This is a genomic window from Pseudomonas sp. BF-B-26, assembly GCF_019956495.1.
GTDB lineage: Bacteria > Pseudomonadota > Gammaproteobacteria > Pseudomonadales > Pseudomonadaceae > Aquipseudomonas.
On the sequence record NZ_JAHBDP010000056.1, the window covers coordinates 56,969 to 76,526 of the forward strand.

The 19,558-nt window shown below is 56.0% G+C and carries 21 protein-coding genes and 1 tRNA gene; 16 read left to right on the forward strand and 6 right to left on the reverse strand.

The annotated features are described in order from the left end of the window. Positions 1-97: 97 nt before the first annotated feature. On the reverse strand, positions 98-919 hold the full coding sequence (locus KGB03_RS06045; protein WP_111450836.1) for an HDOD domain-containing protein: 822 nt from the start codon (positions 917-919) through the stop codon (positions 98-100). Positions 920-953: 34 nt separating this feature from the next. Beyond that, positions 954-1,895, reverse strand: a complete 942-nt coding sequence (locus tag KGB03_RS06050; protein WP_218536396.1) for a YgfZ/GcvT domain-containing protein — start codon at positions 1,893-1,895, stop codon at positions 954-956. Positions 1,896-2,044: 149 nt separating this feature from the next. Between KGB03_RS06050 and KGB03_RS06055 the strand changes: the two genes are divergently transcribed. Next, positions 2,045-2,299 (forward strand): succinate dehydrogenase assembly factor 2, encoded by a 255-nt coding sequence (locus tag KGB03_RS06055; RefSeq protein WP_007944081.1) that lies wholly within the window; start codon positions 2,045-2,047, stop codon positions 2,297-2,299. Then, positions 2,283-2,735, forward strand: a complete 453-nt coding sequence (locus KGB03_RS06060; protein ID WP_218536397.1) for a protein YgfX — start codon at positions 2,283-2,285, stop codon at positions 2,733-2,735. The genes KGB03_RS06055 and KGB03_RS06060 overlap by 17 nt, the downstream gene beginning before the upstream one ends. On the opposite strand, the gene nadB is transcribed toward KGB03_RS06060, so the two are convergent. Further along, positions 2,704-4,320: an L-aspartate oxidase gene (gene nadB / locus KGB03_RS06065; protein ID WP_008153071.1), complete on the reverse strand. Its 1,617-nt coding sequence runs from the start codon at positions 4,318-4,320 to the stop codon at positions 2,704-2,706. The two genes, KGB03_RS06060 and nadB, sit on opposite strands and share 32 nt — an antisense overlap. A gap of 558 nt (positions 4,321-4,878) precedes the next feature. On the opposite strand from nadB, the gene rpoE reads away from it, so the two are divergent. The 4 genes from rpoE to KGB03_RS06085 all read left to right on the forward strand — a co-directional run bounded on the left by rpoE (position 4,879) and on the right by KGB03_RS06085 (position 8,652). After that, complete coding sequence (rpoE, locus tag KGB03_RS06070; protein WP_007944079.1) at positions 4,879-5,460, forward strand: RNA polymerase sigma factor RpoE; 582 nt, start codon at positions 4,879-4,881, stop codon at positions 5,458-5,460. 30 nt (positions 5,461-5,490) lie between these two features. Next, positions 5,491-6,078, forward strand: a complete 588-nt coding sequence (locus KGB03_RS06075) for a sigma-E factor negative regulatory protein (protein ID WP_111450832.1) — start codon at positions 5,491-5,493, stop codon at positions 6,076-6,078. 8 nt (positions 6,079-6,086) lie between these two features. Beyond that, positions 6,087-7,043, forward strand: a complete 957-nt coding sequence (locus KGB03_RS06080) for a MucB/RseB C-terminal domain-containing protein (protein WP_192406625.1) — start codon at positions 6,087-6,089, stop codon at positions 7,041-7,043. Between the two features lie 181 nt (positions 7,044-7,224). Then, on the forward strand, positions 7,225-8,652 hold the full coding sequence (locus KGB03_RS06085; RefSeq protein ID WP_111450828.1) for a DegQ family serine endoprotease: 1,428 nt from the start codon (positions 7,225-7,227) through the stop codon (positions 8,650-8,652). A gap of 77 nt (positions 8,653-8,729) precedes the next feature. Here the strand turns inward: KGB03_RS06085 and KGB03_RS06090 are convergent, their stop codons facing one another. Next, positions 8,730-10,163, reverse strand: a complete 1,434-nt coding sequence (locus tag KGB03_RS06090; RefSeq protein WP_111450827.1) for a M48 family metalloprotease — start codon at positions 10,161-10,163, stop codon at positions 8,730-8,732. Positions 10,164-10,261: 98 nt separating this feature from the next. On the opposite strand from KGB03_RS06090, the gene KGB03_RS06095 reads away from it, so the two are divergent. Both KGB03_RS06095 and KGB03_RS06100 read left to right on the forward strand, forming a co-directional pair. After that, positions 10,262-10,501 (forward strand): sulfurtransferase TusA family protein, encoded by a 240-nt coding sequence (locus KGB03_RS06095; RefSeq protein ID WP_007930235.1) that lies wholly within the window; start codon positions 10,262-10,264, stop codon positions 10,499-10,501. Between the two features lie 31 nt (positions 10,502-10,532). Next, complete coding sequence (locus tag KGB03_RS06100; protein ID WP_046055715.1) at positions 10,533-11,603, forward strand: AI-2E family transporter; 1,071 nt, start codon at positions 10,533-10,535, stop codon at positions 11,601-11,603. Between the two features lie 129 nt (positions 11,604-11,732). Here the strand turns inward: KGB03_RS06100 and KGB03_RS06105 are convergent, their stop codons facing one another. Together KGB03_RS06105 and KGB03_RS06110 are read right to left on the reverse strand one after the other, a co-directional pair. Then, positions 11,733-12,206, reverse strand: a complete 474-nt coding sequence (locus KGB03_RS06105; protein ID WP_008153083.1) for a peroxiredoxin — start codon at positions 12,204-12,206, stop codon at positions 11,733-11,735. Positions 12,207-12,216: 10 nt separating this feature from the next. Next, positions 12,217-12,777, reverse strand: coding sequence for a glycine cleavage system protein R (locus tag KGB03_RS06110; RefSeq protein ID WP_008034925.1), 561 nt, complete (start codon positions 12,775-12,777; stop codon positions 12,217-12,219). A 329-nt stretch (positions 12,778-13,106) separates the two neighbouring features. Here KGB03_RS06110 and dapA point away from each other — a divergent pair, with 329 nt between their 5' ends. The 8 genes from dapA to KGB03_RS06150 all read left to right on the forward strand — a co-directional run bounded on the left by dapA (position 13,107) and on the right by KGB03_RS06150 (position 19,518). Further along, positions 13,107-13,985, forward strand: a complete 879-nt coding sequence (gene dapA, locus KGB03_RS06115; RefSeq protein ID WP_008153085.1) for a 4-hydroxy-tetrahydrodipicolinate synthase — start codon at positions 13,107-13,109, stop codon at positions 13,983-13,985. A gap of 17 nt (positions 13,986-14,002) precedes the next feature. Next, complete coding sequence (bamC, locus tag KGB03_RS06120; protein WP_218536398.1) at positions 14,003-15,118, forward strand: outer membrane protein assembly factor BamC; 1,116 nt, start codon at positions 14,003-14,005, stop codon at positions 15,116-15,118. Between the two features lie 4 nt (positions 15,119-15,122). Then, entirely contained in the window at positions 15,123-15,881 is a 759-nt protein-coding gene (locus KGB03_RS06125; RefSeq protein ID WP_008153089.1) for an MBL fold metallo-hydrolase, read from the forward strand. Positions 15,882-15,909: 28 nt separating this feature from the next. Beyond that, a complete protein-coding gene (gene purC, locus KGB03_RS06130) occupies positions 15,910-16,623 on the forward strand; it encodes a phosphoribosylaminoimidazolesuccinocarboxamide synthase (protein ID WP_223526569.1) in 714 nt (237 codons plus the stop codon). A gap of 83 nt (positions 16,624-16,706) precedes the next feature. Next, a tRNA-Ser gene (locus KGB03_RS06135) sits at positions 16,707-16,796 on the forward strand. A gap of 920 nt (positions 16,797-17,716) precedes the next feature. Beyond that, complete coding sequence (locus tag KGB03_RS06140; RefSeq protein WP_156890635.1) at positions 17,717-18,028, forward strand: hypothetical protein; 312 nt, start codon at positions 17,717-17,719, stop codon at positions 18,026-18,028. A 57-nt stretch (positions 18,029-18,085) separates the two neighbouring features. Beyond that, positions 18,086-18,577: a hypothetical protein gene (locus KGB03_RS06145; protein WP_020301998.1), complete on the forward strand. Its 492-nt coding sequence runs from the start codon at positions 18,086-18,088 to the stop codon at positions 18,575-18,577. A 47-nt stretch (positions 18,578-18,624) separates the two neighbouring features. Beyond that, positions 18,625-19,518: a hypothetical protein gene (locus KGB03_RS06150; protein WP_223526570.1), complete on the forward strand. Its 894-nt coding sequence runs from the start codon at positions 18,625-18,627 to the stop codon at positions 19,516-19,518. Positions 19,519-19,558 lie beyond the last annotated feature (40 nt).

Genomic DNA, 19,558 nt, shown 5'->3' on the forward strand with positions numbered 1-19,558 from the left:
GACCCCTTCGCGAGCAAGCCCGCTCCCACATTGGTCCTGTGAACACAGATCAAATGTGGGAGCGGGCTTGCTCGCGAAGGGCGCGACGCGGTCTAGATTAGTAAAACATCGACCGTGACTCTTCCAGATCGCGGCATACTGCCTCGTTCTCCGGATCAATTCCCAGCTTTTTGAACGCCGGCACGCTGAATGCGTCGATACGGGCGAGGGGATGATCGGTGTCCTTGTGGCAATACAGGCTGGCCACTTGCACCAGATCGACATAGTCGACCCGCTCGGACTGTCGATTGAAGTCCAGATAAAGCCCCGGCACCTGTACCAGCATCTCCGGAAACTCCCAGACCCTGAGCAGTTTGTCGCCGAGCAGTGGATGAATGTGATCGATCACATGGTTGAGGCTGACCGGGTCAGCCAGCAGTTCATAGTGATCTTCGGCGTAGGTCAGGATCGGCAACACACCGATCTGATGCACCAGTCCGCCAAGGGCTGCCTGGTCGGGCTTGAGTTGCGTGTACCGGCGGCACAACGCATAGCTGATCCCGGCGATTTCCAGGCTTTTGCGCCAGACATCGCGCATTTTCTGTTCCACCACCTCGGAGCGGGCATGGAAAATCTGTTCCATGACCAGACCGATGGCCAGGTTGCTGCTGTAATTGATGCCCAGTCGAGTGATTGCCGTGTGCAGGTCAGTGACTTCCTGGGTCGCGCGCAACAGCGGGCTATTGACCACTTTGATCAGACGCGCCGACAGCGCGGTATCGCGGCCGATCACTTTGCTCAGGGTGCTGACACTGATTTCCGGGTCTTCGGCGGCCTTGCGAATCTGCAGGGCCACTTCCGGTAACGTTGGCAGAACCAGGTCATCGTTATCGATGGCCTCAACCAAATCCTGTTGGACCTTTTCCGCCAGCTCGCTCATTTCGTTTCTCTAGGTATTGCGACAAATGCTGCTGTTAACGCTGGATTTCGCGATCGCGATCCAGTTCGTAAGGCAGGTCGAGCAGGTGCAGGGCTGGCCCTTCGAGCGCGCCCAGATGGATATCACCGCCTTCTGCTGCTTCGGCTTGCAGCACGGCCAGGAGTTCAATGTTTTGCTCGGCGTTGGCGGCCAGCACCACTTCGCCGATAGAGCTGCCGTGGGTAGGGGAAAACAAGGGTGTGCCAGGTTCAGGCAACTCGTTGGCATCCAGTGTCAGGCGATACAAGCGGCGCTTGAGTTTGCCCAGGTACTGCATGCGCGCAACGATTTCCTGGCCGGTGTAGCAGCCTTTCTTGAAGCTCACGCCACCTACGGCTTGCAGATTGAGCATCTGCGGGATGAACAGTTCGCGAGTACTCGGCATGACCTGACCGATCCCTGCGCGGATCTGGCCCAACAGCCATTGATTCAGATCGCCTTCGGCCAATACGGCGGACAGCTTGCCCTTGATAAGGTCGGCCTGGTCGGCGGCGACCCAGAGTTCGGCGCGGTCCGGCGAGACGCGAATGGCGATCAAGCCGTCATTGCGCGCGACGCTGTCGGTGTCAGCCGGAAGATCAAGACCGAGGCTGATCAGCGCCGCATCGCCATGGTCGATGCCGAAGCGGACCCAGGCAGCGCTTTCGTCGGTCAGTTTGGACTTGGAGAACACCGCGTACTTTTTCAGGTCCGCCAGTTGCGGTTCCAGCAGTTCGGTGGCCATGGCCATCAGAACGCCGTCGCCTTCCAGCAGGATGCGGAAACTCGACTGCATCCGGCCCTTCTGCGTGCAGCGGGCGCCGAGGCTGGCCTGGGTGTCACTCAGGTAATTGAGGTTGCAGGTCAATTGGCCTTGCAGGAATTTGCCGGCGTCCGCGCCGCGTACTGCGAGAACGCCTTCGTGAGACAGGGTGCAGAAAAAAGCAGAATCGGCCATGGGTCATCGCAGGATAAAGAGTCTGGGGGACATCATAAGGGGGCGCTCTTGAAATGGGTAGTTCACAAAGGATCGTTGGTGGCCGACCAAAGCCGAGTGTTCGACTCCGCCTGGGGCTGTATACTTGCCGCCTATTTGAGGAGCGCTCCATGGTCGAAGATGTTGAACTGAATCGCCTCTACTGGCACAGCCGCCGCGGCATGCTTGAGCTTGACGTGTTGCTGGTACCGTTCGTGAAGGAGGTCTATCCGCACCTCAATGATGTCGACCGCGATTGCTACCGCAAGCTGCTCGAATGCGAAGATCAGGACATGTTCGGCTGGTTCATGGAACGCGCCGAATCTGAAGATCCGGAGCTTCAGCGCATGGTTCGCATGATTCTGGATCGTGTCCAGCCCAAATAATGCGTTCGAATGCCGCTGGCATGCCTCACGGCAGTTGCTGGCGGCGTATCTTCTGGCCCAGCTGTTCGCGCTGGGTTCGCTGTGTCTTCTCTCTATACCGGTCTGGGCCAGTCTGCTCGGCGCTTTTTGCTGTCTGGCTCACGGTGCTTGGGCGTTACCGCGGCAAATTCTGCTGACACACCCAAGAGCATTTCGCGGCTTGCGTCGCAATGCCGATGGTTGGCAATTGTGGAATCAGGAGGAGGGTTGGCAATCGGTGCAGCTACGACCGGACAGCCTGGCGCTCCCTTTGCTCGTTGTGCTGCGTTTTCGACTGCGAGACGAGCGGCGGGTCAGATCAATCTGCGTTCCCCGCGACTCGCAGGCGGCGGATATGCACCGGCGCCTGCGGGTTCGGCTCACGTTCAGTCGACGTAGGTGGGCGGCACCAGAATAGTGTCCAGGGCCACCGGCAGCATGTTCGGATAGTCGAGGGTGTAATGCAGGCCGCGACTCTCCTTGCGTTCCATGGCTGACTGGATCATCAGCTCGGCCACCTGGGCCAGGTTACGCAGTTCGATCAAGTCCCGACTGACCTTGTAGTTACTGTAGAACTCGTCGATTTCATCCAGCAACAGACGCACGCGGTGCTGTGCCCGTTGCAAGCGCTTGTTGGTGCGCACAATGCCGACGTAGTCCCACATGAATCGCCGCAGTTCGTCCCAGTTGTGCGCAATGATCACGTCCTCATCGGAGTCGGTGACCTGGCTCGCATCCCAGACGGGCAGGGCGGTCGGAATCGAAACCTGCGGCAGCTGCTCAAGAATGTCCGCCGCCGCGGAGCGCGCGTAAACGAAACACTCGAGTAACGAGTTGCTGGCCATGCGGTTGGCGCCGTGCAGGCCGGTGAAGCTGGTTTCGCCAATGGCATACAGTCCCGGCACGTCGGTGCGACCCTGCTGATCGACCATCACACCACCGCACGTGTAGTGCGCCGCAGGAACCACTGGAATCGGTTGCTTGGTGATGTCGATGGAGAATTCGAGGCAGCGCTCGTACACCGTCGGGAAGTGAGTCTTGATGAACGCTTCCGGCTTGTGGCTGATGTCCAGATAGACACAATCGACGCCCAGGCGCTTCATTTCATGGTCGATGGCACGTGCGACGATGTCCCGTGGCGCCAGCTCGGCGCGAGGGTCGAAGCGTTGCATGAAGCGTTCGCCGTTAGGCAGCTTCAGGTGTGCGCCTTCGCCGCGCAGGGCTTCGGTGATCAGGAAACTCTTGGCTTGCGGGTGATACAGGCAAGTGGGGTGGAACTGGTTGAACTCCAGATTCGCCACCCGGCAGCCCGAGCGCCATGCCATGGCAATGCCATCACCGCAGGCACCGTCGGGGTTGCTGGTATAGAGATAGACCTTTGCGGCGCCGCCTGATGCGAGGATCACAAAGCGAGCGGCGTAGGTGTCGACTTCACCGGTCCCGCGATTGAGGACGTAGGCGCCGAGGCAGCGATCACCTTCAAGGCCCAGGCGCTTTTCGGTAATCAGGTCGACCGCGACCCGCTGCTCCAGCAGTTCGATGTTCGGTCGTTGCCTGGCCTTGTCGAGCAAGGTTCTGAAAATCGCGGCGCCCGTGGCATCGGCGGCATGGATGATACGCCGATGACTGTGACCGCCTTCGCGGGTCAGGTGGAACTCGAATCCGCCATCTTCGGTACCGGACTGTTCATCGCGGGTGAAGGGCACACCTTGGTCGATCAGCCATTGAATCGCCTCTTTACTGTGCTCGACGGTAAAGCGCACGGCGTCTTCGTGGCACAGGCCGCCGCCAGCATTGAGGGTGTCATCGACATGTGATTCAACGGTGTCGGTGTCATCCAGGACGGCAGCGACGCCACCCTGGGCCCAGAAAGTCGAGCCATTGGCGAGGTCGCCTTTGCTCAGTACGGCGATGCGCAAATGACCGGGCAAGGTCAGCGCAAGGCTCAAGCCGGCAGCACCGCTGCCAATTACCAGAACATCGTGTTGAAACTGTTGGCTCATTTCAGGATTCCGCTCAAAGCGACCCGGGTCGGGGTTGGCGCAAGACACCTGGATCGGCGAGTCAAGACAGCCACACAGCCCACTAGTATATAGAGGGGGGGAGCGGCACAATAGCGAGCGCACATGGCATTGTGAAACTACTGTGACGGAAAATACCTGACGCTTCGTCGGATGGTTTTTCGGCCGCTTCGGCGACAAGACGACTGTATCAACGATTTAACAGTTTTTTTCCATTCACGATTGCACAATGTCGCTCTTGCGCAGCTATAAATATTTGGAACTTTTGCCAAAGGCCCAAGACCAATAGACCGTTGCCTGATTCAAGGGACAGTGTCGGCTTCAACGCGGGATCTGTGATTTGATCCTTGCCGGCGAATCCGATGACAAGATTATTCGCGCAGCCGGGTTAACCCGCGCTGCGCTTTTCGTGCGTGCCAAATCAGAGCCCGCAGGAAACTTGCTTGGAGGGGGAGAACTTTTGCGAAAAGCCCGAGTCTATGTTTGCAAGTCTGGTTGTTTAGTTATGCAAGCCTCCTTCGAGCTTATCGAGGAGTGTTCATGCTAACCCAGGAAGAGGATCAGCAGCTGGTCGAGCGCGTTCAACGCGGCGACAAGCGAGCTTTCGATCTGCTAGTGCTGAAATACCAGCACAAAATTCTCGGGTTGATCGTGCGTTTCGTGCACGACACCCATGAAGCCCAGGATGTGGCGCAGGAAGCCTTTATCAAGGCGTACCGTGCACTTGGAAATTTTCGCGGGGACAGCGCGTTTTATACGTGGCTTTACCGCATCGCCATCAACACGGCGAAAAACTATCTGGTTTCACGCGGCCGTCGGCCGCCGGATAGCGATGTCAGTTCCGAGGATGCAGAGTTCTACGATGGCGATCATGGCCTCAAGGATCTCGAGTCGCCAGAACGTGCATTGCTGCGGGATGAGATCGAAGGCACCGTCCATCGAACCATTCAGCAACTGCCAGAAGATTTGCGTACGGCTTTAACTTTACGTGAATTCGATGGTCTGAGTTACGAGGACATTGCGGCCGTCATGCAGTGTCCGGTGGGTACCGTGCGCTCCCGGATTTTCCGCGCTCGGGAAGCCATCGATAAAGCCCTGCAGCCGTTGTTGCAGGAAAACTGAGACAGCGGCGACAGCCAAGAGAGGAACGCCATGAGTCGTGAAGCCCTGCAGGAATCGCTGTCCGCAGTGATGGATAACGAAGCGGACGAATTGGAATTGCGTCGGGTATTGAATGCCTTTGACGATGTAGAAACCCGTGATACCTGGGCTCGTTATCAAATCGCTCGGGCAGTTATGCACAAGGATTTGCTGCTTCCACGTCTGGATATCGCTGCGGCAGTTTCTGCTGCGCTGGCTGACGAAGCCGTACCTGCAAAAGCCACCCGTGGTCCATGGCGCAGCCTGGGTCGTCTGGCGGTCGCTGCTTCGGTAACCCTCGCCGTACTGGCAGGTGTTCGTCTATATAACCAGGACGAAATCGCTGGGGTCGAACTGGCTCAACAATCCAGTCAACCAGGTCTGGCCGTTCCTCAGGTCAAGGGTCCAGCTGTATTAGCAGGCTACAATGAGAGTTCGGAAGCCACTGGCCCTATGGCCAACGGCGTGTTGCAAGGTCAGCAAGGCTCGCACGATCAGCGTCTGCCAGGCTATTTGCGCCAACATGCTCAACAGGCTGCACTGAAAGGTACTGAGAGCGCTCTGCCTTACGCTCGTGCAGCAAGTCTGGAAAACCGTTAAGGAGGATCATGCGCGCCATCCCTCTACTTACGCTTCTGCTCGGTGGCTGGTTTGTTGTTCCAGCCCATGCTGATGAAGCCCAGAACTGGTTGACCCGTCTGGGCCAAGCCGAGCAACAGCAAAGTTTTCACGGTACATTCGTCTACGAGCGTAACGGTAGTTTTTCTACCCACAACATTTGGCACCGCGTCCAGGATGGCAAGGTCCGCGAGCGTTTACTCCAGCTCGACGGCTCGGCACAGGAAGTCGTGCGCATTGATGGACGTACTCAATGCGTTAGCGGCATTCTGATAGCAGGGCTTGGAGATTCCCCCAGCTCCGCTGCTCGTGCACTCGATCCACAAAAGTTAAAGAATTGGTACGACCTTGCCGTCATTGGCAAGTCGCGTGTGGCTGGGCGTGCGGCAGTAATCGTTTCACTGACACCTCGCGATCAACACCGCTACGGTTTTGAATTGCATCTGGATAAAGAAACCGGCCTGCCTCTCAAATCATTGCTTCTGAATGAACGAGGGCAGTTGCTGGAGCGATTCCAGTTCACGCAACTGGATACCGCCGATCTTCCGTCCGACAGCGACTTGCAGCCTAGTGCCGATTGCAAAACTATTGCCCTCGACAGTGACAAGGCTTCTGCAACCAAGGCGGCGCAAGTATGGCGTTCGGACTGGTTACCGCCTGGTTTCGAGCTGACCAGCAGTACGTCCCGCAAGGATCCAGAGACCAAAACCCAAGTCAACAGTCTGATGTATGACGATGGTCTGGCGCGTTTCTCGGTTTTCCTAGAGCCGTTGAATGGCGCAACAATTACTGACACTCGCACCCAGTTGGGGCCGACCGTTGCAGTTTCCCGACGCTTGACTACCCCGCAAGGCGAGATGATGGTGACCGTGGTCGGTGAGATTCCGATTGGCACCGCTGAACGGATTGCGCTATCCATGCGCAGCGACGCCACTGCAACCAAGTAGTGAGCTGAAATCGAAATGTTTGGTGAGCATTTCAACTTGCAAATATCCCCGATTTTTTCTATAGGTCAGAGCCTCTCGGCTCTGGCCTTGTTTGTTGTTCCCGGAACAAAAATACCGGCGTATCGTTCCCGGTGTTCCTTGCTCCATATCGCTTAACCATGCTCGTCGTAACGGGAGCCGTATGTCGATACCACGCTTGAAGTCTTATCTCTCTATTTTTGCCACCGTGCTGGTGCTTGGTCAGGCGGTCGCTGTTCAAGCGGCTGAGTTGCCTGACTTCACACAGTTGGTCGAGCAGGCCTCGCCCGCGGTGGTAAACATCAGTACCACGCAGAAACTGCCTGATCGCATAGTGAGCGAGCAGATGCCCGACCTTGAAGGCTTGCCGCCCATGTTGCGCGAGTTCTTCGAGCGCGGTATGCCGCCACAGCCGCGTACGCCCCGCGGTGATCGTCAGCGTGAAGCCCAATCCCTGGGCTCGGGTTTCATCATCTCGTCTGATGGCTACATCCTGACCAACAACCATGTGATTGCCGATGCAGACGAAATCCTCGTCCGCCTCGCTGACCGCAGCGAATTGAAAGCCAAACTGATTGGCACCGATCCGCGTTCCGACGTGGCTCTGCTGAAAATCGAGGGCAAGGATCTGCCGGTCCTCAAACTCGGCAAATCCCAGGACCTGAAGGCCGGCCAATGGGTCGTGGCGATTGGCTCGCCATTCGGTTTCGACCATACCGTGACCCAAGGTATCGTCAGCGCCATCGGTCGCAGCCTGCCAAACGAAAACTATGTGCCGTTCATCCAGACCGACGTGCCGATCAACCCGGGTAACTCGGGTGGTCCGCTGTTCAACCTGGCCGGCGAAGTGGTTGGCATCAACTCGCAGATCTACACCCGTTCCGGCGGCTTCATGGGTGTGTCGTTCGCGATCCCGATCGACGTCGCCATGGACGTTTCCAATCAGCTCAAAAGCGGTGGCAAAGTTAGCCGTGGCTGGTTGGGTGTGGTGATTCAGGAAGTGAGCAAGGATCTGGCCGAATCGTTCGGTCTGGAGAAGCCAGCCGGTGCGTTGGTGGCTCAGATCCAGGATGACGGCCCGGCTGCCAAGGGTGGCCTGCAAGTAGGGGACGTGATCCTGAGCATGAACGGCCAACCGATCGTCATGTCCGCCGATCTGCCACACCTGGTGGGCGCGCTGAAGGCCGGCTCGAAAGCTGATCTGGAAGTGATTCGTGAAGGTAAGCGCAAGAATGTCGAGTTGACGGTCGGCGCTATCCCGGAAGAAGGCAAAGAGCTGGATTCGCTGCCGAAATCTACCACCGAGCGCAGCAGCAACCGGCTGGGTGTTTCCGTGGTCGAGCTGACGGATGAGCAGAAGAAAACCTACGACCTCAAAGGCGGCGTCGTGATCAAGGAAGTCCAGGACGGTCCTGCTTCTCTGATTGGCCTGCAGCCAGGCGATGTGATCACTCACCTGAATAATCAGGCAATCGGTTCCACCAAGGAGTTCACGGATATCGCCAAGGCGCTGCCGAAGAACCGCTCGGTGTCGATGCGGGTTCTGCGTCAAGGTCGCGCCAGTTTCATCACCTTCAAACTGGCTGAATAATCCGGTTGTTGGCTGAATAAAAAACCGCCTCGAAAGAGGCGGTTTTTTTGTGCCTGTCATTTTGTTTGAACAGCAGGTCAGCCCATCATGTCCTTGATCATGCGCTCCTGTTCCATCAGCTCACGTTGCCGTGCATCGATCCGCGATGACAGCGGGAAGTTGGTGCCTGCCTTGCGCTTGGCGAAGTCCAGTTGCTGAATGGCCTGGCGGTAATCCCCGACCAGGGCGAAATACTCGGCGCGAGCCTGATGCAGGCCGATGATGTTGCCTGACAGACCGCGAGTCTCGGCCACCATGTACCAGACGTCCGGATCGTCAGGACGGCTCTTGAGCAGATTCTCCAGTGCTTTTTCCGCTTCGGGCGCACGGTTCTGCTTGAGCAGCAGGTCAACGCGCACCGAGTTCAGCGGATAGTTGCCGGGATACTGCGTCAACATTCGGTCAACCCGGGACTGGGCGTCCGGCAGACGATTGTTGGTGATGTCCAGATCGACCTGCGCCAGGTTGTAGATGATCTCGTTCGGCGACTTGGCCAGAAGCAGCTTGAGGTTTTCCCGTGCTTCATTCAGCTGGCCGCCCTTGATCTGCGCGATGGCCAGGCCATAGCGAGCGACATCATTTTTCGGGTTTTCATCAAGCTGGGCGCGAAAGCGTTTGGCACCCAGGCCAGGGGTTTCTTCATAGATCAACTGGACCCGTGCACGAATCAGCTGATAACGCATCGTGTCTTCGATGCCGCCGGGTTTTGCCTGTTCGGCGCGGTTGCGCGTGTCAGCGATCCGCGACTCGGTCACCGGGTGAGTCAGCAGAAATTCCGGTGGCTTGGCGTCAAAACGGTACTGGCGCGCCAATCGCTCGAACATGGTCGGCATCGACCGCGGGTCGTAACCGGCCTTTTCCAGATTGAGGATGCCAATGCGGTCAGCTTCCTGTTCGTTCTGGCGAGAGAAACGCCGTTGTTCCTGAATGGCTGCCGCCTGCGTGCCCGCAATGGCCGCGATCCCGGCGTTACCGCCGCCGGCTGCGGCAATCACAATCCCGGCCAGCAGCGCGGCCATCATCGGCACTTGCATGCGCTGTTGGGCTTCGACGCCACGGGCGAAGTGGCGCTGCGACAAGTGAGCCAATTCGTGAGCGAGTACGGAGGCGTATTCGCCTTCGGTCTGGGCATTGAGGAACAAGCCGCCGTTAACCCCGACAATACCGCCCGGTGCGGCGAAGGCGTTGAGTTGCGGGCTGTTGATCAGGATGAACTCCAGGCGCCGGTCATTGACCTGGCTGGTCTCTACCAGCCTGTAGACGCTGGATTCGACGTAGTCCTTGAGCTGTGGATCGTTGAGCTGCGAAACCTGGCTGCGCAACAGCGCCAGCCAGGCACGGCCCAATTGATGTTCCTGTTGCGGCGAGACGATGGCAGAACTGGCGTCGCCGAGTGACGGCAGGTCGTCGGCGAAGCCCGGTGAGGCGAGCAGGCAAGCGAGCGTCAGCAGGGTAGGGCGCAAAAAAGTCATGCACAAAGCCTTAGTCGACAAAGACCTTACTGTAGCCGGACACTACGCTTCGGACCAGATATTCTAGCCGCTCGACCACCTGTCCCCGGAGTGATGCAATGACCGACGCTGTAGCCCATGACGCCGAGCTCGACGCCAGCGGCCTGAATTGCCCCTTGCCGTTGCTCAAGGCCAAGATGGAACTCAATCGACTGGCCAGCGGCGCAGTGCTGAAGGTCATTGCCACCGATGCGGGCTCGCAGCGCGACTTCCGCACCTTTGCCCGATTGGCGGGTCATACGCTGCTTCGTGAAGAAGATGAAGCGGGTGTTTACCGCTACTGGTTGAAAAAAGCCTGAATTCTGCTGCGTTCGTTTCTAAGGATTATTGATGTTCAAAGTGTTACGCGACTGGATTCAGCGCTACTTCTCCGACGAAGAGGCTGTTGTGCTGGCGGTCCTGCTGTTTCTGGCGTTTACCGCCGTGCTGACGCTGGGCGGCATGCTTGCGCCAGTGCTGGCCGGGATGGTGCTGGCGTATCTGATGCAAGGGTTGGTCGTCACCCTCGAACGCCTGCGCATGCCGGGCGGGGTGGCGGTGGGACTGGTCTTTGCGTTGTTCATGGGGCTATTGCTGGTGTTCATCGTGGTTGTGGTGCCGTTGCTCTGGCATCAGTTGATTACGCTGTTCAACGAGTTACCCGGCATGCTCGCCAAGTGGCAGTCGCTGTTATTGCTGCTGCCCGAGCGCTACCCGCATCTGGTATCCGATGAGCAGGTGCTGCAGGCCATCGAAGTGGCGCGGGGCGAGATTGGCAAGTTCGGCCAGTGGGCGCTGACGTTCTCGCTGTCGAGTCTGCCGTTGCTGGTGAACATCATGATCTACCTGGTGCTGGTGCCGATCCTGGTGTTTTTCTTTCTCAAGGACCGGGAGATGATCGGTCAGTGGGTGCGTGGTTACTTGCCTCGTGAGCGGGCGCTGATCACCCGCGTCGCTCATGAGATGAACCGGCAGATTGCCAATTACATTCGTGGCAAGGTCATCGAGATTTTCATTTGCGGTGGCGTGACCTACATCGGTTTCGTTGTTCTGGGCCTGAACTACGCGGCGCTGCTGGCATTGCTGGTGGGCGTGTCGGTGGTGGTGCCTTACGTCGGCGCTGTGGTGGTGACCGTGCCGGTCATGCTGATTGCGTTGTTCCAGTGGGGCTGGAGCGATCAGTTCATCTATTTGATGGCGGTCTACGGGATCATCCAGACGCTGGACGGCAACGTGCTGGTGCCGTTGCTGTTTTCAGAAGCGGTCAATCTGCATCCGGTGGCGATCATCTGCGCGGTATTGTTGTTTGGCGGATTGTGGGGATTCTGGGGGGTATTCTTTGCGATCCCCCTGGCGACCTTGTTCAAGGCTGTGCTGGATGCCTGGCCACGCAAGGAACCGGTGGTGGCGCCGCTGCTTTAACTGCCGGGTAAGGCATAAGGCCTCTTCGCGAGCAGGCTCGCTCCCACATTAAACCGCGTTTGTCTGGACAGCTCGGGTCAACTGTGGGAGCGAGCCTGCTCGCGAAAGCGTCCGAAAGGGCGCTGAAAATCAGGCCTTGTTCAGCGCCTGAGCGGCAGCCAGAACAGCATCCACATGACCCGGCACCTTCACACCACGCCATTCCTGACGCAGCACCCCATCCTTGTCGATCAGGAACGTGCTGCGATCAACACCCATATATTCTTTGCCGTAGAGCTTTTTCAGCTTGATCACGTCGAACTGCTGGCAGAGCGCTTCTTCCTTGTCGCTGATCAGCTCGAAGGTGAACGCCTGCTTGGCCTTGAAGTTTTCGTGTGATTTAAGGCTGTCGCGTGACACGCCAAAGACTTCGGTATTGGCGGCTTTAAAGGCGTCGAGCTGGTCACGAAAGCCCTGACCCTGAGTGGTGCAGCCTGGCGTGCTGTCCTTCGGATAGAAGTAAATCACCACCTGCTTGCCTTTGAGGCTTGCGAGGTTGACGGTCTGCCCGCTGGTGGCGGGTGCTTCGAAGTCGGCAACCGGTTGATCGATGGCAACGGCCATGAAAGCTTCCTTACATTGGGTTTTGTGGGCGCCACGGTTCGATCAGGGCATCCAGGTTCAGCGCGTCGGCGAAATCCAGGAACTGATCGCGCAGCCAGCTGATTTGCACCCCGGCCGGCAAGGTCACGGTAAACGTGGCATTGAGCATGGTGCCGCCGGTTTGCGGAGCCTGATAGGTGTCACAGGTCAGGTTTTCCAGCTCGACGTTGTGGTCCATGAAGAACTGGCACAGCTCGTTGATAATGTCCGAGCGGTAAGCCGAGCTGACATAGGCGACGTAAGGCAGGGCTTGAGGACGATTCTCCAGCGCTGCGCTGCGCACCACGTTGACCGTAAAGGCGTGCTTCTTGGCGAGGCTCGGCAGGCTGCCTTCGAGGCGCGCAAGGGCATCCCAGCTGCCGGAGATCTCGAGGATCAACGCACTGCACTCGCCATGACGCGTCAGGCGAGAGGTGACCACGGCGCAGCGGTTTTCATGGCTGGCGCGGCACAGGACGTTAGTCAGCTCCATGGGGTTGGCGCCGAGGGCACTGATGACAAGGAATTGTTCGCGAACTGTGGGGGTGGACATGCAGCATTCCTAAAGCGATGAGCGGTCGATACTTCTACGGGCTTTTTTTACCGGGAGCGAGCCTGCGGATGCGAATTCAAAAAACCCGAGCCACAAGGTTGCAACATGCTCCAGTGAGGCAGGAGCGAGGGGCGGCAACGCTGGATCGGGGCTTGTGATGCCGAAAATGGAGGCTGGAACCCGGCGTACGAGCTTATCAGTACCGATCAAAGTCTGAAGGGTAGCGAAAAGCGACGCCAAGGGGAATGGCAGCAGCGCAGTACTTTGCTTGTGCAAGCATCTTGGCGCCAGTACCATTACCGCTCTCTTTTTCCGGCAGGAGCGGTTTCATGATTGCGGGCAGTATGGTGGCACTGGTCACACCCATGGATGCACAAGGGCGTCTTGACTGGGACAGCCTCAGCAAACTCGTGGACTTCCACCTTGAAAACGGCACCCATGCCATTGTCGCGGTCGGTACTACCGGCGAGTCGGCAACCCTCGATGTAGACGAACACATCGCTGTCATCAAGGCCGTGGTCAAGCAGGTCAATGGCCGTATTCCGGTCATCGCCGGTACCGGCGCCAACTCGACCCGCGAAGCCGTAGAACTGACCCGCAACGCCAAAGCGGCCGGCGCCGACGCCTGTCTGCTGGTCGTTCCGTACTACAACAAGCCGACTCAGGAAGGTTTGTACCAGCACTTCAAGCACATTGCTGAAGCGGTCGACATTCCACAGATTCTCTACAACGTTCCTGGCCGCACCTCCTGCGACATGCAGGCCGAGACCGTGATTCGCCTGTCCACTGTGCCGAACATCATCGGTATCAAGGAAGCCACCGGCGACATGAAGCGTGCCAAGGCAATCCTTGATGGCGTGAGCAAGGACTTCATCGTGCTGTCCGGCGATGATCCGACCGCTGTCGAGCTGATCCTGATGGGCGGCAAGGGCAACATCTCCGTCACCGCCAACGTCGCCCCGCGCGAAATGGCTGACCTGTGCGAGGCAGCGCTCAAGGGCGACGCCGAGACTGCACGGGCAATCAACGAAAAATTGATGCCACTGCACAAGGATCTGTTCATCGAAGCCAACCCGATTCCAGTGAAGTGGGCTTTGGTCGAAATGGGCCTGATGCACGAAGGCATTCGCCTGCCGCTGACCTGGCTGAGCGCACCCTGTCATGAAACGCTTCGCACGGCCCTGCGCCAGTGCGGCGTCCTGGTTTAATTGAGGAAGTACTACGCATGAAGCGATTGGCCGGACTTTCCGCACTTGCCTTGATCATCTCCAGCACCAGTGGCTGCGGATGGGTCTGGGGCCCGGAAGGTTATTTCCGTGACCGCGGTAGCGATTACCTGGAAGCGCAACAGACTGCACCCATGCAACTGCCGCCGGATGTCAGCACTGCCAAACGTCTGGATCCGCTGTTGCCGATCCCGCGCAACGTGGCCGATGACTCCGTCAAGGGCGAGTACATCGTTCCTCGTCCGCAGCCGTTGTCGGCAGCGGCTGACGCCAGCGCCTACTCCCTGCAAAAGACCGGTGATTCGCGTTGGATCGTTGCTCAGAACCCGCCGGCCGAAGTCTGGCCAGTGGCCGTGCAGTTCTTTCAGGACAACGGTTTCCGTCTGGACGAACAGCGTCCGCAAACCGGCGAATTCACTACCACCTGGCAGCATTCCGACGAACTGTCCGCTGCAATGGCCAAGCGCCTGAGCGCAGCCGGTGTCGGCGCGAACAGCGAAACCCGCGTGCGGGTCCGCATCGAGCCAGGCGTGCAGCGCAACACCAGTGAAATCTACGTGGTCAGCGCCGAGCGTCCTGCCGGTAGCACCTCCGACGTGGCCTTCACCAACCGTTCGGTCAACACTGGCCTGGACGCGGCACTGGTCGACGACATGCTCGCGAGCATGAGCCGCACCTCGGAGAAGGGCGGTTCGGTCTCCATGCTGGCTTCGCGTGACTCCGATACGCCAAGTCGTGTCAGCCTGAGCGAAGACGGCAGCGGTAACCCTGTCCTGAACGTCGGCACCGACCTGGATCGTGCCTGGTCGAGTGTTGGTCGTGCGTTGGAACAGGGCGAATGGCGCGTTGAAGACATCAACCGCAGCCTGGGCCTGTACTACATCAACCTGGCCGAAAAAGCCGAGAAGAAGGACGAGAAGCCAGGTTTCTTCAGTGGCCTGTTCGGCAGCAAGCCGAACAAGGAAGAAGTTGAAGCCCGTGCCGAGCGTTATCAGGTTCGCCTGAGCAAGGTTGGCGAAAACGTCCAGGTCACCGTCGAGAAAAACATCAACACCGTGGCGCCGGCCGATGTGGCGCGCAAGGTATTGAGCGTGATTCAGGACAACCTGGGCTGATCACATGCGTTTTGCCGTTCTCGGCAGCGGTAGCCAAGGGAACGGCACGCTGATAGCCAGCGCTGACACGTATGTGCTGGTGGATTGTGGTTTCTCCCTGCGGGAAACCGAAAAGCGTCTGCTGCGCCTGGGGGTTAACCCGGCGCAGTTGAGCGCGATACTCGTGACCCACGAACATGCCGACCACGTGCATGGCGTGGGTTTGCTGTCTCGGCGCTACAATCTGCCTGTCTACCTCAGTCGCGGTACCCTGCGCGGGATGCGCAAACCAATTGAACCGGCTGGCCTTCTGGCCGGCGGCGAGCAACTGCAGATCGGCGCACTGAGCATCGGCGTCATTGCCGTGGCCCATGATGCACAGGAACCGACGCAATACGTCTTCAGTGACGGTGAGCGGCGTTTCGGCCTGTTGACCGACCTGGGCTCGTATTGCAACAAGGTGCTGGACGGCTATCGGGATCTCGATGCGTTGATGATCGAGTCCAACCATTGCCGTGACATGCTGGCTCGCGGTCACTACCCGTACTTTCTCAAGCAACGGGTAGGCGGTGAACTGGGGCATTTGAACAACCATCAGGCGGCATTCCTGGTGTCCGAGTTGGGCTGGCAAGGCCTGCAACACCTGGTCCTGGCCCATCTGAGCAGCAAGAACAACCTGCCGCAGCTGGCCCGGCAATGTTTTGTCGACACCCTCGGGTGCGACCCGGACTGGCTGCAACTGGCCGATCAAGATTCAGGGCTCGACTGGCGACACATCGCCTAGCCCACCTACTTAGCAAGCGGAGCCCATCATGGAAAAACGTGAAGAACTCTACCGCGGCAAAGCCAAATCGGTTTTCAAGACCGACGACGCTGACCGCTTGATCCTGCTGTTTCGCAACGACACTTCGGCGTTCGACGGCAAGCGCATCGAGCAGCTCGACCGCAAAGGCATGGTGAACAACAAGTTCAACGCCTTCATCATGCAGAAACTCGAAGCAGCCGGCGTGCCGACCCAATTCGACAAACTGCTGGGCGACAACGAATGCCTGGTGAAGAAGCTCGACATGATCCCGGTCGAGTGCGTCGTGCGTAACTACGCCGCCGGCAGCCTGGTCAAGCGCCTGGGCGTCGAAGAGGGCATGAAGCTCAACCCTTACACCTTCGAATTGTTCCTGAAGGACGACGCCAAGGGCGACCCGTTCATCAACGAATCCCACGTCGTGGCGTTCGGTTGGGGCTCCGCCGAGCAACTGGTTCGCATGAAAGAACTGTCGCTCAAGGTCAACGAAGTCCTGAGCAAACTGTTCGACGACGCCGGCCTGCTGCTGGTCGACTTCAAACTGGAGTTCGGCGTGTTCTCCGACGGCTCTATCGTCCTGGGCGACGAATTCAGCCCGGACGGCTGCCGTCTGTGGGACAAGGCCACCGGCAAGAAAATGGACAAGGACCGCTTCCGTCAGGGCCTCGGTGACGTCATCGAAGCCTACGAAGAAGTCGCCAATCGTCTGGGCGTACCGCTTTAATCGACGCAAGCATCTGATAGCACGGAAAAATTTCGCTTAGGGGGTTCGCTTCCGGCAAAAGTGTTGTTATGATGCGCGCCGTTGGAGAGATGCCAGAGTGGCCGAATGGGACGGATTCGAAATCCGTTGTACCTTCACCGGTACCTAGGGTTCGAATCCCTATCTCTCCGCCATTTTATTGACGCTCTTGTAAATCAAGCACTTACGAGAGGTCACATAAAGCGTTTTGTACCAACGCTTTGTACCAAAATAAATAGCCCTGATCTTCGGATTGGGGCTTTTTTTTGACCAAAATTTGTTCAGTTGCTGTGCCTACGGAGCTGGTAAGGCTTTTACCCTCGATTCCCTTTCGTCACCCACGTTTTTCCGTCCTAGGACGCCTGTGCTGGGAAGTCTGTACGGAAAACGACAGAAGGGTAGGTTGGTGGGCCGTAAGCGTCTCAAAAACGCTTCACAGCCCTTCTCATGGGAAAATAATCTGATCGTGTTGAGCTGAACGAGATTCAGCCCAATGGACCAACCAGCAAGGCCAGATAATCCACCATCAGAAATGCAGGAATAGCTTTAATTAAAAAAGTATCTTGGCGGGTAGCTGAACGACAAACGCATGATCCAAAGTTTTGAGCTTGCAGCGCTGAACAATTTCGCGCAGCGAGTGCCCGGACGGTAAACAAAAGAATGAGCTTCAAGGATCAACCAAAGACATTGCACTGTCTAATGCATTTCAATGGTTAATACATGATCCAATACCCAGTTATCGATAGCTGGTTTGCTGACGCCTTTGGGCTTTTAATGAGATCTAAAATTATACGCGCGCGCTATAGGTTTTCAGTCCTTGATTTCCGTGGCCTGTAGAGACTTTACAGTACAAAAAATTGTACTCTAAAGGTATTTTAGAGTACAAAAAACTGTACTCTAAAACGGTGTTTTGCAACATATTTGTGGAATTTTTCTTTTTGGAGTACAAAAAATTGTACTCCAAAGTTTGCTTTATTTTCTCATACTATAATATTTATCAACAAATTTGTGCTTAAAACACAATTTTGTGTTTTTCAAATGCTATTGTATTAAAACAAACTAAATATTAATCAACATGAACATTGAGAATAGAAGATATATAAAACTGCCTACTTCTGAAAAAGCCTTGGAAGCTCTTTGTAAAGTGGCTTTGACAAAACACTCCGCGCATACATTATTGATAAAACTCTGCACTGCTGCTGATAAAACAGAAACTGGCTTGCATGTCGTTTATACGGACAAAGCAGAGATTATGAAGTGGATGGATTGCACAAGCGAAAATGTACGCAGATGCATGAACGTTTTAATTGAGCAGAAATTAATTGCTGTTGAGCATGATAAAGCCCATGGAATGATGTGGATTGAAGTTAAGTTCCTTAACCTTTAATTGATAGAAAAATAAAAAGACTGCGGCAAACAGTCTAATTAATGAGTTGAGGTTGAGATGAAGAACCCTTTTAATAGTATAACATTTAATAAATTAGAAAAGAATTTTTACGCGCAGATTCTTACGAGCGCTATGCCTTATTATATTGCGGTGGTTGGTTTTGATAAAGTGGCTGGGCAAATCCTGATGGCTGCAGTCGAAAATATGGATAGATTTAATGAGTGCAAGGTTAATCTACATGACCTTGATAAATACTTGGACGTTTCTGAAAATACTCGTAAGAAATCCCTTAACGTTTTGAGGTATATGAATTTCATTGAAACTAAAAACAGTAATAGAACCGGTGGGGAAACGTCCTTTAAGGTAAATGTTCAGTTTGCTTGTAAAGGTAGTATTGAAGAGAAGATGAAAATGCCTAGCGCATTGAACAAATCGTTTAGATCTGCTGCGTTGGTCAATGGGCATATTTGTAAAGAGAAATTCAAGAAATATAAGCAATTTAATAATGATATGAAGCAAGAGGGTGTTGATGGGCTTATCCCATTCTAATTGGCAATAATATTCCGCAAGGAGAAATAACAAAAAACGAGAACAACATGACAAAAACAAAAATAGCTAGAATCGACCATTTTTCAAACCAGTTAGCATCCTTTGAAGCTGACAAGTTCCAAGTCATATTCAACCCAGCTACAGAAACCTTGATTGAGAAAGGCAAGGCGGCTTTCTGCTTGAAAGCATTCAATGCGCAGGGTGTGAAGGATCAGTTCTTCACTGCTGCTGACCTGCTGACCGACAAGCTTTTCAAGCTGATGAGCGCAAAAAACATCGAAGGGTATGACGTAACGATTGTCCCGAAGTCAAAGACCTTCCACTACCTCACAATCAGTTCTGTCACTACCTTGAAGCTCAAAGACTTGGCTAGCCTTGGCTTTGCCCCAACGCTGGTAACAACTATCAAGGGAAGCCTGCACAGCAAGCTTTACGACCTGGTGTGTAGGATCGACAAGGATAAAGCTGATGACCAGTACGCCTACAACGCGCAGATGTTCGTTTGGGCTCTGAACAAGAGTGCCAGCACCTTGCGCGTACCGCGCCCAAAGAGCCTTGAAGCTCCTATCCACGCCGCTGGATTCAAGCATCATGGCACCGGGTCATTCGTGACCTGCAATCGCTCTCTAAAGCGTTCCTGCACTGAATGTGTGGCTCAGATACAGAAGGTAAGGGGATTGAAGCTCACAGCGCCTGCTGTTCGAGCTGGTAGCCCTGATGACACCGCTTTCTACCTAAAGGCTTTACGTGAAACGCTGGTGTACAAATCTAGGCTTCTTGGTGATGCCGTGATCGATGATGTGATCGACAGGAGAGTGGCTAGACAAGCATTTGCAGAGCATTACAGCGGTGATGACGTGTTGGCCTTCTTGATGAGCCAGGGTCACGTCAAAGCGAGGGAAAATGCATTTGAGCATGCTGTGAAGCTCATGACTTTCTGATGACTGACCACAAAAGAAAAAGCCTCATAAGAGGCATTTT